A 15,620-nucleotide genomic window follows, 5' to 3' on the forward strand; every position below is an offset into this window, starting at 1 on the left:
CCAAAGTTGCCCATTTTAACTGTAGTTTATCCAGTTAGTTTGATCATTTTCGCCCATTCGCTTGAATCTACCTGTACCAAATACAGTTAGACGTGTCGCTCCGCACGCAACGATGCCTGCAGACGGTAAAATAGACGGATTTTCAAGGTAGTTTCCTTTTTTCACCCTAAGGAGCAAAGCTAGCTGTATGAAATCCACTTAGTTGCCCATGCCGCTCACCCTTCATGAGGTAATCAATATAACGCGAATTAAGTATGCACGAATATACCCGTCGGGCAGACTTTTATTGAGCAGATACAGGAAAAATACGGTCGAAAGCTATATGGACAATTTGCCGGAAAGGATGTTGAACTTAAAGGTGGAAAGGCTGGAACGCAAGCTGCAAGCCATAGATGGCAAAGGATACAAAGCTTATAAAGAAATACAGGGCTCTTATGATGGAAAAGGCTTCACGCTGCATATAGACTATGTCCAGGGAGATCCGTTCGCGTCCCCGTCCCGAATTCGCGTGGTGGTGAATCCGCTAAGCAAGCCGTTCAAGGCCGAATGGCTGGAGGCGGCTTGGAGAAGAACGGCGCTGGAGGATTTCCTTGCCCGAGAGGTGGGACAGGCGATTCGGACTAAGCAGCCTGCTGCCAAACGGGACGGCGGGACGGGATCCAGCGGGTTGATCTGGATCGACGCTCCGGGCCAGGAGGTGCTGATGAGGACGGCGGTCGTCGCCAGATTAGAGCAGGTGGAGGTGCGCTTGTCGGTCGGCCTGCCGGCGGCCGGCCGGCGTATTCTGGGCAAACAAGCGGCCGGCCTGCTGTGCCGCGTAGTGCCCGATATCGTTCTGCAGGCCATGAGCGGCTTCTCATGGGAGGTACTGCAGGAGCATCTTCGCACGGCGGACCGCCAACAGGCGATTCGCGAATATTTGAAGCGCGAACGATGCGTGGCTTTTGTCGCCAATGGGGCGATCCTGCCCAGGGAAAGCGGCGTCAGCAATCGCCCGTTGAGCCGCGGGAACGTTATTCCGTTCCAGGCTCCTCCGTCCATGGAACGAAGCATTCCGCTGCCGGATGGAACGACAATTACCGGTATGGCTGTTCCGGAGGGAGTGACACTGATCGTCGGCGGGGGCTACCATGGCAAAAGCACGCTGCTGCAGGCGATAGAACGCGGAGTCTACAACCACCTTCCGGGGGACGGAAGGGAGTACGTCATTACAGACGAGAGCGCCTGCAAGATTCGGGCGGAGGACGGTCGCCGGGTGGAGAAGGTGGACATTACTCCGTTTATCTCCAACCTCCCGTTCGGCAAAGATACGAACCGGTTTACGACCGAAGATGCCAGCGGAAGTACTTCTCAGGCGGCAAACATTATGGAGGCGCTCGAAATGAAGACCCGCTGTTTGTTGATCGACGAGGATACGAGCGCCACGAATTTCCTCGTGCGGGATGCCAGAATGCAGCGGCTGGTGGGCAAGGAGAAGGAGCCGATCACTCCGTTCATCGACCGGGTCCGGGAACTGTATGACCGGCATGGAGTATCCACCATTATCGTCCTGGGGGGCTCCGGAGATTATTTCGACGCGGCCGACCGGGTAATTATGATGGATGAGTATTCTCCAAGGGATGTGACGGAGGAGGCCCTCGCCATTGCGCGCGAGCTCGATAGCCGCCGGCAGACGGAACGGGGCGAGGGGTTCACGGCGCCGACAGAGCGTTATCCGCTTCCGGACAGCTTCGATGCTGCTGCCGGCAAGAAGGAAAAGATTTCGGCGAAAGGTTTATCCGCGATTCTGATCGGCCGGTCGCAGGTCGACCTGTCGAACGTGGAGCAGCTTGCGGATCCGAGCCAAACCCGGGCGATAGCGGATATGCTCCGGATCCTGTTCCGTCGCAGCTTTAGCAAAGGCGAAGGTTTGAGGGAAGCGATAGACCGGCTATATGAGCAGGTGGCCGGAGAAGGGCTGGATGTGATTTCGCCATTTCGTGGACAGCATCCCGGGGATTTGGCGCTGCCGCGAAAGCACGAGCTCGCCGCCGCCATTAACCGGATGAGAACGCTGAGGGTGAAATAACTTTGTAACTGCATCAGTGACGATGGAAAACCAGACAGCGATTAATGTCGCGTCGCGGTTTTCTTTTTTTTGTAGAAGGGAGTGGCGGGCAGTATTGCGAATTAGTTAGTACCCGTTATTTCAACGTTCTAAAGAGATAACATACCAGGGCTGCGCTTGGAAAACAGATGGAGAATCGCAGTCTGAAATAAATTTTTCTATTTGGGCCAACTTTTTTCGTTAAATATGTCCAAAATCCGGGCCCTAGAGCATCTATCCTATTATGCGGTGAAGGAGGGGAGGAGAACGAAGAAGCCAATCGAAATGGACGAGAGGGAGACCGTGCTTGTGAATAGAGCCCGGCAAGGGGATTCGGAGGCATTTGGCGAGCTGGTCCGGCTGCATCGGGAAAGAGCCGTCGGAATTGCCAGGAGGATTGTCCGTGACCGGATGAAGGCGGAGGATGTCGTACAGAATGCTTTGATTCAGGCGTTCAAGCATATAGACCGGCTTGCGGATGTGGAGAGATTTGCCCCATGGCTGTCCCGGATCGTCCGCAACGAAGCGTTAATGGATGTGCGTCGGACAGCGCGAGTATCCCGCGAAACGGTGTTCAGCAGCCTGCCGGTTAAAGAGGATGCGGGAGCTAATGGCGAGCTGAGGCCCGATCTGGACAGCTTATTATACCGGCTTGCGAGGAATACGGAGGGGCCGACCGTGGGGGCAGCCGATCCGGAGCGTGTGTGGCTTCAGAGGGAGTTTTTTGCCGCGGTTCATCGAATGCTGCACGGATTATCGGCTGGAGAACGGGAGGTGTTCGAAGCCCATGTGTTCCGGCAGCTGTCGCCCCGGGAGATTGCAGACGCCTTGGGAATGAGCGAAGGGAGCGTATATAAAGCGATCTCCCGTTCACGGCATAAGGTCAAACAAGCGCGAGTGCGCGAATATTTGCGCGACAGGATGGAAGCCGCTTCTCACGGAATGCTGCGTAAGGCCAACAATCTTCTGCCCATGCGATGGACTGCCGAAGAATGGAGAAGCGCGGAAACCTCGTTTGCGGTTTGTGCCTTTCTATATATGCGGAATATCGGCTGCGGGGATGTGACGGTATCCGATGTCATGGGGCTTACCGGTCAGGCGTTCCGCATCAGTCTGGATGCGGCCAGGATAGGGGTGTCGGGACCGGCCATGTATTTCTGGGAGCCGGTCTTCGCCGAAGGGCTGGCCAACCTGGGGCTGCGGGCCCGGCATGTTGGAGACGGCGGTACGGCTCCCTCCGCGTACATGCTGGGAGAGGCCGTCGCGCTGGCGAGGGAAGAGATTGCGGCCGGACGTGCCGTTATCGCCTGGGACCTGTTCGCCCCGAAATTCGGGCTGCTCTACGGCTATGACGATGCCCGGCAGCAATTCACCGGAGATGACGGCAGCGGACCGGGCAAGATTGCGTACGACCGGCTAGGGCGCGGCGAGGACGGAGGGGTGTTCGTGCTGGCTATGGAGCCTGACCGGCATATTTCTCCGGTTTCGCCGGAGGCAGCCTTGAAGAGAGCTATTGCGATGGTGGAAGCCCATGCATACGGCGAACGGTCCTTCCCGGGTTATGCAAACGGATTAGCCGCCTATGAAGCCTGGATGGCGGCTTTTCGCAACGGTACGGTAGATGCGTTGGGCAACAGCTATACGCTATTAATTGCAGCCGATGCCAGGCGGCATGCCGTTCAATTTTTAAGAAAATGGACCGCGGGCTGGCAAGGGGAGAAGGAACGTCTCGCGTTCGAAGCGGAGGGTTATTACTACGAGGCGGCCGCATGCTTCGCCCGGTTGGCTTCCCGGTTTCCTTTTCCATCCGGGGGAGATCCGCTGGACCAGGAAGAAGCGAAGGAAGCCGTCAGGCTGCTGCAGCAAATCAAAGCTTGTGAAGAGGCCGGATTAACCGCCTTAAGGCGGTTGTCCCGCTGTCTTTCGAATGAAGAGGAGGAGAAGGGACGATGATGAAAGAGCAGATGGCCCATAGCACAGCAACCGAAGAGCAGGTATGGATAACCGTTTATCAGGAGGGGCGGCCTGTGGACCGGCTTGTCGCCCACCCGGACAGTAAGCCAATACGCATAGCGGAAGGGATGCAGCTTACGGACTCGTTCGGCATCCATCCCGCCTTGACGGAGCGCCATTATCGGACGCCGCTATCGATTGAAGCGACCGTGATGACGGACAGCACCAATATTGTGCTTGTCTATGGGAAAGGGCAGGTCGTACTGAACTGGGACCGGCGGGAGGATCTTCTCCATGTTCGGCACCCGGTGACGGGCCAAGCCTTTAATATGCCCGGGCTGGGCAGCGTACCGGCCGGCCGCTGGCATCAGGTGGAATGGGTGATTGCGGAGGATGTCATGCGCTTTCTTGTGAATGAGGAAGAGCGGTTTGCGCTTCCGGGAAACTATCGCGGGCTCCAAGGTCCGATCGGCATTCGTACCGGCTGGCGGGCGAATCTGCGGGTGGGGATGCTGGCCGTGAAGGAGCACCGGCCAGCCGACTTCGTATCCGCCGCAGACAATGGAGCAGCGAAGAGCCGCACCTTCGCGCTTCCCGGATATCGGCCCGCGCCGCATGAGCATTCCCTGTGGGCATGCTTGCTCGGAGCCATGCATTATTATAACCGCTATATCGACGAGAGCGACTGGATGGGGGTGAGCGGGCTGGCCTTTTCCCCTCCCCGCAGCGTATTTGACAAGGATGACGAGAATCTCCGCCTCCTGCAGGCACAGGCCCGTCTGCTTGGGATTGACATCCAACCGGCGGAGACGGATCATGCAGCGGATTTGCTGGCGGAAGGGGTGCCGTTGTTCGCCGGCTTTAAGGGGAAACGGCCATATATGGCCGTAACCGGATGCGAGGGGCGATCCCTGATATTCGAATGCCCGGAAAGAGGCGGTTTGGCGTTCTATCCGGATGAACAGCTTCAGGAAGGAGAGGCGCCGCGAATCTATTCGGTGCGTCAGGTTGAGGGGACGGACCGTCGTCATCAAATGGAAGCAGCCTTCCGCTTGGCTGCCAAGGCGGGGGAGGACAATGCTCATGCGTACAGGAAATGGCTTGAGGCCATTTCGGATACGGCGGACGACCCTTCCCGGCATGCCGGAATCGCTTCGGAGTGGCGGAAGGCCCGCGAGCAGGCTGTACTGTATTTGCACCGGAGCATGGAGCAAGCCGGTCCTTCCCTGACCGAACTGATTAAAGAAGGGAGCCGGTTATATCAAACGATTGCCGCCGCTCTCGGCGAGGCGGAGCGATGGTTTCTGGATGGCGAGTCTCAGCGACCGTCAGACTCGGATTGGCAGACGAAGGCTGCGGACTCGATCCGCCGCGCGGCTTCGCTGGAAAGCTCCGTGTCGGAGATCATGCGGCGGCTGTCGGAGGAGCTGGGCCATCAAACAATGCTGGAAGGTCTGCGTTACCACGGCATGAGCTGCATGTCTCCCTTTAATACCTACCGGGGAATAGTTAACTATTACGGGATTGCTTGCTCCGATGCCTGGCTGCAGGGAATCACCGGAAGGCCCTTGTTATTTGCCATGCATGAACGGATTAACGTCCATGATTTCTGCATCCCGCTGCCGGAGCGTCGTTTGGTTGAATTGTTCGGCAACATCGGCTTGGACATCGGCGGGGTGGAAGGCTGCGCCCGTGGCGAAGCCTACCGCTCACTGCTGCGGGAGGCATGGGACGCCGCAAGGAAGGCGATAGATGAAGGCTGGGCCTGCTTCGGGCGGGCTGTCGATTTCCCCGGAGGCGAATACTCGATTATCCGCGGGTATGACCGGGACGGATATTATACAAGCTCATGGCATGGGCCGTCGGAGCGGACCATCCCTTGGACGATGTACGGTCTCGGGCAATGCCCTTGTGAGCCCTGTACGGCTCGCCGGGTGAACTTCCAGGACGAGGGCCCGGTTCGAACGGTATGCCGTTGTGACGAATGTCAGCGAAATCAGCAGAGGGGCGCTATTCTGTCTCCACAGGAGGAGGGGGAGGTTCGGCTATATTGGACCAAGCCGAAGCCGGCTCCCGGCGACCGCACGGCGGTGCGGGAAGCCTTGCAGCTCGCCGTGGAGTTCGCCGATCCTGCGGGCAAATGGGCGCAGCCGGGCATGGTCACCGGGCCGGATGCGTTTGACGTTCTTATACGGGCATTGGAGAAAGGGCAGTATGACGGCTGGTATTTGGGGCTGCATGCCAATGCCTGGAGGGAGCTGCGTCACTCCGGCTGGAGGTTCCTCATCGAGGTGAAGGAACGGCTGAACGATCCGGCTCTGGATGCCGCTTTCGATGCGGCCATCGGTTATGCGGCGAAGCTGAACGAAGCATTCGGGCAGTTGAACGAAATGTTTCCGTGGATGCAGCCGTTCGGACCGATTCCGGATGTCGAGCGGCGTTACGCGGCTGCTGATTTAATGAGAGGGGCCAAACAGGCGGAGATCGGAGCAGTTCAGGCCTACCGCCGGCTGGTGGAGCTTCTGTAAGCCTGCGTGTTCAAGCCCCGGTAAGCTGTATATGTACGGCTTATCGGGGCTTTGTAAAGTTCCGGAGCTCTCCGCTAAAGGGCTGTTAAAACCCACCATCAAAGCAAAGTCATAAGGAGTGACTGGCCATGAAAATAGGAACGTTTAGACACCATAAAGCGGGGCCGTGGAGAAATTGCTGCGATAATGCATGAATTTTGAGCCGTTTCGTGGTACTCAAGGAGAAAAGCTGCGATAATGCATGAATTTTCGAATAAATTCGCCCGAAGGCTCCTAGAACGAGAATAAAGATGTATTTTAGCAGGCTTTGCTGTGGGCACGGAGCCAAACGGTCAAAAGCATGCAGATTTGCAGGCTTTTTCTAACTACGTTTGAAAGGTTAGCAATAAAGCATTAACATGGGGCCAAATTTCAGTCGGCATAAAAAGGTACCTCTAATACCGGGTTATTCATCTCAAGTACCGGGGCTCCCCGCAAAGTACCCGGAATGCCATACGTCACTTTGTGGGGTATTTACGGGGCTCCCCGCAAAGTACCCGGAATACGCTTCGAAGGCCATACGTTACTTTGTGGAGCCTTGTACTCGGGCGACTATACAGCAAGAGCTTCAAGAAACCGAACCACTTCTAACGAATGCTCTCCTCCCGCTTTGGCATGCTCGATTAACGGAATGGTATGAGGTCCCTTGGAATGAAGGGCTTCCGGGTTATCCTGAAGGATGGCTTTGACGATGTCCAGCTTGCCCAGCATGGCGGCGGCGAACAGATCGATTCGGGCCCCTTGTTCCAGCAGATAGAGCGCGATGTCGCGCCTGCCCATGTGGGCTGCTGCGCCTAATGCCGTCTCCCAATCTCCATTGCCCCAATCCCATGCGGCATTAAGCAGCCCGGGGTGCTGCTCCAGCATCTCCTTAACCTTATCGAAATCGGCATGAGCCTGGTACACAAAATCTTTGACTAAATCAGGGGCAAGTTCCGGCATAGGGCTATCCTCTCCTTGGCGATTGATTAAGGTCATTTATTAAAGCATTAATTAAAGCAAGCAATATTTAAAAGCATTAATCGAAATCGATGATAGTCGCGTTAGAAAAGATTCAAGTGATGAGAGCGAGCAAAGGTTCAAGGCTAGGTGGTAACGGTGCCCCAGACCGCGCGCGTCCACGCGATTCGCATCCCGGCTCTCTCCATATTGTTCTGGCTGGTGCCGGCGAAGCTCGCCTGTGCCGCTACGAGTCTGCAATCCGCCTTATACGCATCATGCATCCGTCTTAACAGAAGCGCGGTATGCAGCCCCTTCCTCCGGAATTGAGGAGCGGTTGCGGCCAGAGTGCAGGAAGCGATGTCATCGCTTATATGCATGACAGCTACGGCAGCCGGCTGCTCCTGCCACGATGCCAGGTAGATTCTCCAGCCCGGCCTTCCCAGCAGGCCGATATTGTTATTGAAGAAATGATGCTTGTGTACCGGGGCCATTCCCGATCCGACACAATGAACTTCCGCATAGTGCTGGAAATCCTCTTCATCCTTCACTTCGCGGATGGAGATTTCTGCGGGCAGCGTGGGCAGTTCGGCTTTCGGCAGCCCATACAGGACGGAGTGGAAGCCCTCCTGCTGCAAGCCATGCCGGGCCAGTTCCTTGAACAGCTCCGGGCTGCAGCCGACAGGGTTGATATCCATCTGGAAGGCTCTCTGCCGTTCCCGGTAGAATTGAACGATTTCCTCCAGCCGACCCAGGTCCTCGTGGGAGAACCCTTTTACGGAATTGAACAGGCTCCAGGGCATTTCTCTAACATAGAAGGCCGTCGATTTCCCGAAACGCCTGATTTCGACGCCGTTCGGATTTCCTTCCCGTTCGCCAATAGAGCTGATTCTCGAAGTAAAAAATTCGACTTCCGACTGCTGAATCCGCCGGGCCCATTCCTCGTTAATGACGGGAAGCTTCAAATTGGATCCCTCCCATCTGCAGGGTTAGCAGCCGCCATAATAAGGCGGGCGGCTTCGAGATTGCCTTTCATCCGTGCGTATTCTTCCGGCGTTAGCTTATCGCTGTTTACAATGCGGGGATTGGCGCCTTCCTTAAGCAGCAGCCCGATGATTTCGGTCCGGTTGAAATGGGCCGCAACATGCAAAGGAGTAAAGCCGCGACGAGCCTCCCCCTCACACTGCGAATCGATGTCGGCACCGTGCCGGAGCAGCAGCTTGACGAGATTAAGATGGTTGCCGGCAATGGCGGCATGCAGAGGAGTATTGTCAAGCTTGCCGTCCTTCCCTTTAAGATTGGGCTCGGCCCCGTTGTCGAGCAAATAAGCCGCCGCCTCCTCGTTGCCGAAATGCGCCGCAAGACCGAGCGGGGTGTACCCGTCGAAGCTGTGGCTGTTGACCAATTCCGGGGACGCGCTTACCAGCTCCCGGATTCTCGATGTATTGCCGACTGCGGCCGCCTCATACAAGCTCAGCTCGGCCCCTCTTTGCAGGAGCAGCTCCCGGATCTCGTTAGCCCGGTAGTAAGCGGACATCAGGATGGCGGTTTGGCCCTCTTCGGTCTTGGCGTCCTTCAGCTTCTCATCGATATCCAGAAGCTGCTTGACTTTGTCCAGGTTATGGCTCTTCACCGCGTCGAGCATTTCGTTCTTCAAATCGCGGACTTGGGCTTCCAAGGCTTTGGCCTTGAGCAGTAGCTCTTCGGAGGACTGCACCCCGATGCTGACAAATTGGGAGGCTGCTTCGGAACGGCTTTGCGCAAGCCCGGAATTCACCAACAAATCCACGGCCTGGAGAGTAGTTTCATCCAGTCTTACGGAGATAACGATGCTTCTTTTTGACTTTCTGCTCATAAATAAACACCCGAATGTAATTTTGTAATAAGTATTACAGTTTTAATATATCATTGGAATGAAAAAAATGTCAAAGCCGATGCGTAGGGTAGAGTTTGGGTAGATAGCCAGGATGGGCGCAATAGGGTAGAATCCGGGTAGACAGCCAGATGGGGCAATAGGGTGAGAATCCGGAGAGCACCCAGGACAGGCGCAATGGGCAGCATTTTTACGAGATTATGGGGTGAATCGGGGACTCCGGGTTTTAGCTCCCGGGGAAGAAGACAGAATAATAAAGTCCAGTTAAGCACTCCAGACGTCAGGGGGCTGTGGCGGCAGATCGCTTAGCCTTCGCCATAATTTGCTGACGGGATACGAACAATATCGATGAAACCATTACTGGGGATGAAAGGATGAATAACGATGATCAAACAGATAGCTACTGTTGCGGTTTATGTGGAGGATCAGGAGAAATCGCTGCAATTTTGGACCGAGAAGGTCGGCTTTGAAGTGGTGGCCAATCATCCGATGGGCCCCCAAGCTCACTGGATGGAAGTCGCGCCCCCGGGCGCTCAATCTCGCCTCGTCCTATATCCGAAGAAATTGATGCCGAATTCCGAGGAGTTGAAAGCCTCTATTGTATTCGAATGCGAAGACATTCAGGGCACCTACGACCGTCTGGCCGGCAATGGGGTAGAATTTATGGAGCCCCCCAACCAAATGGCCTGGGGAACTTATGCCCGGTTTAAAGATATAGACGGTAATGAATTTTTGCTGAAAGGGTAATCAGCGATTTAGCACGCCGAGTGCAGGCTCGTCCGATGAAACCGCCGGAAATCGCGATAGAGAAGAGCTTCTTCCGAATTGCGATTCTATTCAGGTAATCCTGGATGCCAGGCTGTCGCGTTTCCATCGGACGGGCCGTCTTTTTGTGCGAAATTTAAAGCATTACCGGGAGTATTCCGGCTCTTCTCCGTCATAAGACCGATTATCGTCCGCAAATAAACCGGCCTCCGCATCCGACTCCTCATTCGCATCGTCCTGCTTCTCCTCTTCAGACCATTCATATTTATTCATCGTTGGTTTCACTTCCTGGAAAAAAGGAGTCCATTCCTCGAATTCGGCTTGCTCCTCCTTTTTGGCCGGAAACAGCAAGACACCAATAGCCGTAAGGGTACAGGTGACCACAATAACGACGGTAAACAATAGAACCGATCCCCAGGGCTGCAGCCAATCCGTCATCCCGCCCACCTCCTTTCCTTGACCGACTATGTTCGCTTCTCCTTATATTTTTACCCGATGGGGCTTTGGAATAAACGCCCAGGTGACCTAAGCGGCTGTTCCCGCATCCTGAAGAGCTCTTACAAATTAAAGGTGTACAACAGCGGATGTAAAATGTTAACCTATATACGATGAAAAATGGTTTACAATTAATATAAAAGTCCATTTTCACATGATTATTCGAGAAGAAGACAGGGTTACGGGAGGAAAATACATATGACAAAGCTGCAGCAAATCAACTGGAACGAATATGCGGATAAAGCGCTAAGCGGGGAAAGACTCACCATGGAGGAGAGCTTGTCCGTGATTCAGGCGGATGACAGCGAATTACTGGCTATTCTGCAGGCGGCTTACCGGGTGAGGAGGCATTATTACGGCAATAAAGTAAAGCTGAACCTGATAATGAATGCCAAGAGCGGGCTGTGTCCGGAGGATTGCGGCTATTGCTCGCAGTCGATCGTTTCCAATGCACCGATTGAAAAATATACTTTGCTGGAGAAAGATACCTTGGTGGATGGAGCGCGCAAAGCGATGGAGCTTAAGGCAGGCACCTATTGTATTGTGGCGAGCGGCCGGGGTCCCAGCAACCGGGAGGTGGACCAGGTAGTGGCGGCTGTTCGGGAAATCAAGGCGACGATGCCGATGAAAATTTGCGCTTGCCTCGGCATATTGAATGAGGAGCAGGCTCGGAGGCTGAAAGAAGCGGGAGTGGACCGGTATAACCACAACTTGAATACGAGCTCCAGCCATTTCGGCCGGATTACGACGACCCATACCTATGACGATCGGGTTCAGACGGTAGAGAAGGCCAAGACCGCCGGAATGTCGCCTTGCTCCGGGTGTATCATCGGCATGGGCGAGAGCGATCGGGAAATTGTGGAAATCGCCTGGTCCTTGAGAGAACTTGGAGCCGATTCCATTCCTGTGAATTTCCTTCATCCGATCGAAGGTACCCCGCTGGCCGGCCGGAACGACCTGAACCCCCGCCGATGCTTGAAGGTACTGGCTCTGTTTCGCTTCATCTGCCCGTCTAAGGAAATCCGGGTGTCCGGGGGACGCGAGCTGCAGCTTCGCTCGCTTCAGCCGCTCAGCCTGTATGCGGCCAATTCCGTGTTTGTCGGAGATTACCTGACGACCGAAGGCCAGGAGTCACTCGCCGATCACCGGATGATCGAAGACCTTGGATTCGAGATCGAGGAGTGCGCACTCGGTTAAATCCTTGCCGGTTATTGGCACATCAGCCGGGTTTGGACTATAATGGGGGGAGAATCGGACAAGGGTGTCCGCTCTTCAAATAAAGAATAACGGATGGGGTGCTGCTTTCATGAATTTATTTGATCTTACGGGAAAAACAGCTATCGTCACTGGCGGGGCCGTAGGCCTGGGCGGAGGAATGGCACTGGGTCTGGCCAAGGCGGGAGCGGACGTTGCCATTGTTACAAGCCGCGACAAGACTCGCGAAGTCCATAACCAGATTGAAGCCATGGGACGCAAAGCTCATACCATTGTGGCTGATCTTAGCGATGAAAGCAAGCTTCCGCAAGTGATCAACGAAACTTTGGAAGTTTTCGGGAAGATTGATATTTTGGTCAACAACTCCGGAATCATTCGTCGTACTCCAGCAGCCGATCACTCTGCGAAGGATTGGCATGACGTCATTAACCTCAACCTGAACTCGGTCTTCTTCCTGTGCCAGTTGGCCGGACGCGAAATGATCAAGCAAGGGTCGGGAAAAATAATTAATATCGCTTCGATGCTCAGTTATCAGGGCGGAATTAACGTGCCCGGGTATACGGCTGCGAAGCACGGTGTGGCAGGAATAACGAAAGCTCTGGCTAACGAGTGGGCGGGTAAGGGAATCAATGTGAACGCAATCGCTCCCGGATACATGTCCACGGATAATACCGCTGCTCTCCGCGCCGATGAGAACCGCAACAAAGCGATTCTGGAGCGGATTCCGGCCGGTCGCTGGGGAACGACGGAAGATTTGCAAGGACCCGTTATCTTCCTGGCTTCTGCAGCATCGGATTATATGAGCGGCCATGTGCTTGATGTCGATGGCGGATGGATGAGCAGATAAGATGACGGACCGTATGCAAATGTTTCAGCCTGAGGTTGTCACGTTCGGAGAGACAATGGCGGTTCTGATGCCTAATGGCTCCAAAGGAATCGAATATACCTCCCATTTGGAGAAGTCGTTCGGAGGAGCTGAAAGCAACGTAGCCATCGGGATTTCGCGTCTTGGCCACCGGGCAGGCTGGTTTGGCCGGCTGGGAGAGGATCCGCTCGGGCGAATGATTCTCAAGCGTATCCGCGGGGAAGGCGTCGATGTCTCCAGGGCGGAATTGACGTCGGAGGCTCCGACAGGTCTCATTCTGCGGGAGAATGTAGCCGGTAAATCATCGGTCTACTATTACCGCAGGCACTCGGCAGCCAGCCGAATGGAGCCCGTGCATCTGGACGAATCCTATATTCGTCAGGCCTCTATTCTCCATGTGACCGGCATTACTCCGGCATTGAGCGAGAGCTGCCGGGATACCGTAGCCGAAGCGATTGCCATCGCCCGCCGCAACGGAGTAAAGGTATGCTTCGACCCGAATTTGCGCCTGAAGCTGTGGAGTGTCGACAAGGCACGGGAAACCTTGTTCACGTTTGCAGAGCAGGCGGATTATTTCCTGCCCGGCCTGGACGAGCTTAAGCTGCTGTATCAGACGGATAATTTCGATGAGATTGTGGAACAGCTAAGTCGGCTGCAAGCCGTTTCCATCGTCAAGGGCGGGGACGCCGAGACCTTTATTGTAGAGCAGGGGAAGGCCCGCTCCATTCCATACTTCAAGGTGGAGCAGGTGGTCGATACGGTCGGTGCCGGTGACGGCTTCTGCGCAGGATTCATTGCCGGCTTGCTCAAGAACTACTCGCTTGACGAAGCCGTTCGTCTGGGTAACCTGGTCGGAGCCATGGTCATTCAGATGGAGGGGGACTGGGAAGGCATCCCGACCTGGGAACAGGTGCAGGCGACCTTGAATCGGGTAGCCCATGTTGAAAGATAACCGAATGTCAGGAAACAACTAAACCTTAACAGACGGAAGTGTGATTTCTATGAAGAAAATGATCGTAACAAGCAAGCTGATGGAAGAAGGAGTAGTCGCGGTACTGCGGGGCGATACTCCGGAGCAAGTAGTGGAGATGGCCGAGCAGGCGATTGCCGGTGGAATCAAGGCCATCGAGGTGACGATGACCGTTCCTTTTGCGCTGCGCGCCATTGAAGAATTGGGCAAGCGCTACTCCGCAACGGCGGAAGATCCCGCGAAGTTCGCGATCATAGGGGTGGGAACGGTGCTCGATCCGGAGACGGCGAGAGCAGCTATTCTGTCCGGCGCCGAATTTGTCGTCGGGCCTTCGCTCAATCCGGCAACGGTTACGCTCTGCCACCGCTACCGGATTCCGGTCATGCCGGGCGTGATGACGATTCAGGAAATCCAGAGCGCTCTGGAGCTCGGGGTGGACATCGTCAAGCTGTTCCCGGGCAACCTGTTCTCGCCGGCAATGATCAAAGCGGTCAAAGGCCCGCTCCCGCAAGCCAACATTATGCCTACAGGCGGAGTATCGCTGGATAATCTGGGCGATTGGATCCGCGCGGGCGCAGTAGCGGTAGGCATCGGCTCCGACCTGACGGCGGAAGCGGTCAAGACCGGCGATTTCAGCTTGGTAGCCAAGCGCGCCGCCCAATACAAGGAAGCCTATCTCGCCGCCAAGGCGAAGTGAGTCATCCTATTGAATAATTTTGAACGTCTGTGTTTCAAGGGATGTTCTTTCGCTGCATCAATTTGACGGTAAAGAATAAAGAGTCTTTTCCCAATTTAGGGAAAGGCTCTTTATTCCGTTATAGATCCTTTCGAAGCTGCCGTTATTATTGGCGCAATGAGGCATCCCGCCATAGCCCCGCAGTATAGAGGGATAACCGGGGTTAGTCCCGGTCCGGTGTCTTATGCAATGCAGGGTGCGGGGCCTCTATATATAGGAACGGGAAGTAAGTGAAGAACAAGGAAGAAAAGGGGATAGAAGCAGGAATTTGTCTGTTTTCGGCGAAATATGGAAAATTGTTGAACATTCAACCAAATCATACTAGTATACTAGTATACTAGTATGATTTGGTTGAATATAGTTTATCAAAGAACTGGAGCAGATTAGTTTGGTGACTCAGAGAGGCTCGAATCGTGATTATGTCTATAACACCGTCAAGGATAGCATATTGAACATGAGGCTTAAGCCCGGAATGCTCATCTCCGAGAAGGAGATTTCGGAGAGGCTTCAGGTAAGCCGGACTCCAACCCGGGAAGCATTTATCAAGCTGGCGGAGGAAGAGCTGATTGTTATCTATCCTCAGAAGGGCTCGTTTGTATCGTTGATCGATATGGCGCAAGTAGAGGAGGCTCGCTTTGTCCGTGAGAATATGGAAGTGGCCGTTTTGAATATCGCCTGCAGAAGCTTTAGTGAGAAGGATTTGCTCGATTTGGAAGCGCTTATATCCCAGCAAGTCATCTACGCTGGACATGACAGCTATGAGAAGATGCATGAGCTGGACGAGGAATTCCATCGCGCTATTTTCTACAAATGCGGCAAGGCCCGGACGTGGAATGTCATTCAGCAGATGCTTGGCCATTACAAGCGATTCCGCAATCTGCTGCTGGAGGTTTATTTTGACTGGGAAACGATTATTCTGCAGCATACCCGCATTGTCGAATACATCCGCCGGCGCGATTTCGATATGGCGGAGCGGGAGCTGAGAATCCATGTAAAATCCCGCTTTGAGAAGGACGAGCTGTTAAAGAAGTATCCTAATTATTTCAAGGAGTCCGCCGAGCGAAGCATGCAGTTGTAATGAGAAAAACCGCTGTCGGAGGATTTCCCGGTTAAGCGACCTGCAGAGAAAGAGCTGCGCTAAATATGGAAGGGCTCG

The 15,620-nt window shown here is 54.7% G+C and carries 13 protein-coding genes; 9 read left to right on the top strand and 4 right to left on the bottom strand.

Annotated features, from left to right (window positions below; genetic code table 11):
* Positions 1–286: 286 nt before the first annotated feature.
* The 3 genes from ACTHRH_RS24355 to ACTHRH_RS24365 all read left to right on the top strand — a co-directional run bounded on the left by ACTHRH_RS24355 (position 287) and on the right by ACTHRH_RS24365 (position 6,567).
* On the top strand, positions 287–2,068 hold the full coding sequence (locus ACTHRH_RS24355) for an ABC-ATPase domain-containing protein (RefSeq protein ID WP_440418024.1): 1,782 nt from the start codon (positions 287–289) through the stop codon (positions 2,066–2,068).
* Positions 2,069–2,395: 327 nt separating this feature from the next.
* The gene (locus ACTHRH_RS24360) at positions 2,396–4,039 is read left to right on the top strand and encodes an RNA polymerase sigma factor (protein WP_379291506.1); all 1,644 of its coding nucleotides are present in this window, start codon (positions 2,396–2,398) and stop codon (positions 4,037–4,039) included.
* The gene (locus ACTHRH_RS24365) at positions 4,036–6,567 is read left to right on the top strand and encodes a hypothetical protein (protein ID WP_440418026.1); all 2,532 of its coding nucleotides are present in this window, start codon (positions 4,036–4,038) and stop codon (positions 6,565–6,567) included. Before ACTHRH_RS24360 ends, ACTHRH_RS24365 begins: the two co-directional genes overlap by 4 nt.
* A 591-nt stretch (positions 6,568–7,158) precedes the next feature.
* Here the strand turns inward: ACTHRH_RS24365 and ACTHRH_RS24370 are convergent.
* The 3 genes from ACTHRH_RS24370 to ACTHRH_RS24380 all read right to left on the bottom strand — a co-directional run bounded on the left by ACTHRH_RS24370 (position 7,159) and on the right by ACTHRH_RS24380 (position 9,400).
* Positions 7,159–7,548 (bottom strand): ankyrin repeat domain-containing protein, encoded by a 390-nt coding sequence (locus tag ACTHRH_RS24370; RefSeq protein WP_440418028.1) that lies wholly within the window; start codon positions 7,546–7,548, stop codon positions 7,159–7,161.
* A gap of 143 nt (positions 7,549–7,691) precedes the next feature.
* A complete protein-coding gene (locus ACTHRH_RS24375; protein ID WP_440418030.1) occupies positions 7,692–8,510 on the bottom strand; it encodes a GNAT family N-acetyltransferase in 819 nt (272 codons plus the stop codon).
* Positions 8,507–9,400: an ankyrin repeat domain-containing protein gene (locus ACTHRH_RS24380; RefSeq protein WP_440418032.1), complete on the bottom strand. Its 894-nt coding sequence runs from the start codon at positions 9,398–9,400 to the stop codon at positions 8,507–8,509. The genes ACTHRH_RS24375 and ACTHRH_RS24380 overlap by 4 nt, the downstream gene beginning before the upstream one ends.
* A gap of 402 nt (positions 9,401–9,802) precedes the next feature.
* Here ACTHRH_RS24380 and ACTHRH_RS24385 point away from each other — a divergent pair, with 402 nt between their 5' ends.
* Positions 9,803–10,165, top strand: a complete 363-nt coding sequence (locus ACTHRH_RS24385) for a VOC family protein (protein ID WP_379291500.1) — start codon at positions 9,803–9,805, stop codon at positions 10,163–10,165.
* Between the two features lie 162 nt (positions 10,166–10,327).
* Here the strand turns inward: ACTHRH_RS24385 and ACTHRH_RS24390 are convergent, their stop codons facing one another.
* Positions 10,328–10,621: a hypothetical protein gene (locus ACTHRH_RS24390; RefSeq protein WP_379291498.1), complete on the bottom strand. Its 294-nt coding sequence runs from the start codon at positions 10,619–10,621 to the stop codon at positions 10,328–10,330.
* A gap of 255 nt (positions 10,622–10,876) precedes the next feature.
* Between ACTHRH_RS24390 and bioB the strand changes: the two genes are divergently transcribed.
* The 5 genes from bioB to ACTHRH_RS24415 all read left to right on the top strand — a co-directional run bounded on the left by bioB (position 10,877) and on the right by ACTHRH_RS24415 (position 15,542).
* Positions 10,877–11,875, top strand: a complete 999-nt coding sequence (bioB, locus tag ACTHRH_RS24395) for a biotin synthase BioB (protein ID WP_379291496.1) — start codon at positions 10,877–10,879, stop codon at positions 11,873–11,875.
* A gap of 109 nt (positions 11,876–11,984) precedes the next feature.
* Positions 11,985–12,740, top strand: a complete 756-nt coding sequence (gene kduD, locus ACTHRH_RS24400) for a 2-dehydro-3-deoxy-D-gluconate 5-dehydrogenase KduD (RefSeq protein WP_144939735.1) — start codon at positions 11,985–11,987, stop codon at positions 12,738–12,740.
* A 1-nt stretch (position 12,741) separates the two neighbouring features.
* Positions 12,742–13,710 carry a sugar kinase gene (locus tag ACTHRH_RS24405; RefSeq protein ID WP_260982164.1) on the top strand — a complete coding sequence of 323 codons (969 nt, stop codon included), beginning with the start codon at positions 12,742–12,744 and terminating at the stop codon, positions 13,708–13,710.
* A gap of 49 nt (positions 13,711–13,759) precedes the next feature.
* Positions 13,760–14,425 (top strand): bifunctional 2-keto-4-hydroxyglutarate aldolase/2-keto-3-deoxy-6-phosphogluconate aldolase, encoded by a 666-nt coding sequence (locus ACTHRH_RS24410; RefSeq protein WP_144939737.1) that lies wholly within the window; start codon positions 13,760–13,762, stop codon positions 14,423–14,425.
* Positions 14,426–14,855: 430 nt separating this feature from the next.
* A complete protein-coding gene (locus ACTHRH_RS24415; protein ID WP_440418046.1) occupies positions 14,856–15,542 on the top strand; it encodes a GntR family transcriptional regulator in 687 nt (228 codons plus the stop codon).
* The last annotated feature ends 78 nt before the right edge of the window (positions 15,543–15,620 follow it).

The sequence above is a fragment of the Paenibacillus sp. SAFN-117 genome (genome assembly GCF_051966115.1).
Taxonomy (GTDB): domain Bacteria; phylum Bacillota; class Bacilli; order Paenibacillales; family NBRC-103111; genus Paenibacillus_L; species Paenibacillus_L residui.

Excerpts from the sequence above, each read along its gene's own strand:
- ACTHRH_RS24380 (WP_440418032.1), bottom strand. The coding sequence starts at position 9,400 with ATGAGCAGAAAGTCAAAAAGAAGCATCGTTATCTCCGTAAGACTGGAT.
- ACTHRH_RS24365 (WP_440418026.1), top strand. The coding sequence starts at position 4,036 with ATGATGAAAGAGCAGATGGCCCATAGCACAGCAACCGAAGAGCAGGTA.
- ACTHRH_RS24405 (WP_260982164.1), top strand. The coding sequence starts at position 12,742 with ATGACGGACCGTATGCAAATGTTTCAGCCTGAGGTTGTCACGTTCGGA.
- ACTHRH_RS24390 (WP_379291498.1), bottom strand. The coding sequence starts at position 10,621 with ATGACGGATTGGCTGCAGCCCTGGGGATCGGTTCTATTGTTTACCGTC.
- ACTHRH_RS24385 (WP_379291500.1), top strand. The coding sequence starts at position 9,803 with ATGATCAAACAGATAGCTACTGTTGCGGTTTATGTGGAGGATCAGGAG.
- kduD (WP_144939735.1), top strand. The coding sequence starts at position 11,985 with ATGAATTTATTTGATCTTACGGGAAAAACAGCTATCGTCACTGGCGGG.
- ACTHRH_RS24370 (WP_440418028.1), bottom strand. The coding sequence starts at position 7,548 with ATGCCGGAACTTGCCCCTGATTTAGTCAAAGATTTTGTGTACCAGGCT.
- ACTHRH_RS24410 (WP_144939737.1), top strand. The coding sequence starts at position 13,760 with ATGAAGAAAATGATCGTAACAAGCAAGCTGATGGAAGAAGGAGTAGTC.
- bioB (WP_379291496.1), top strand. The coding sequence starts at position 10,877 with ATGACAAAGCTGCAGCAAATCAACTGGAACGAATATGCGGATAAAGCG.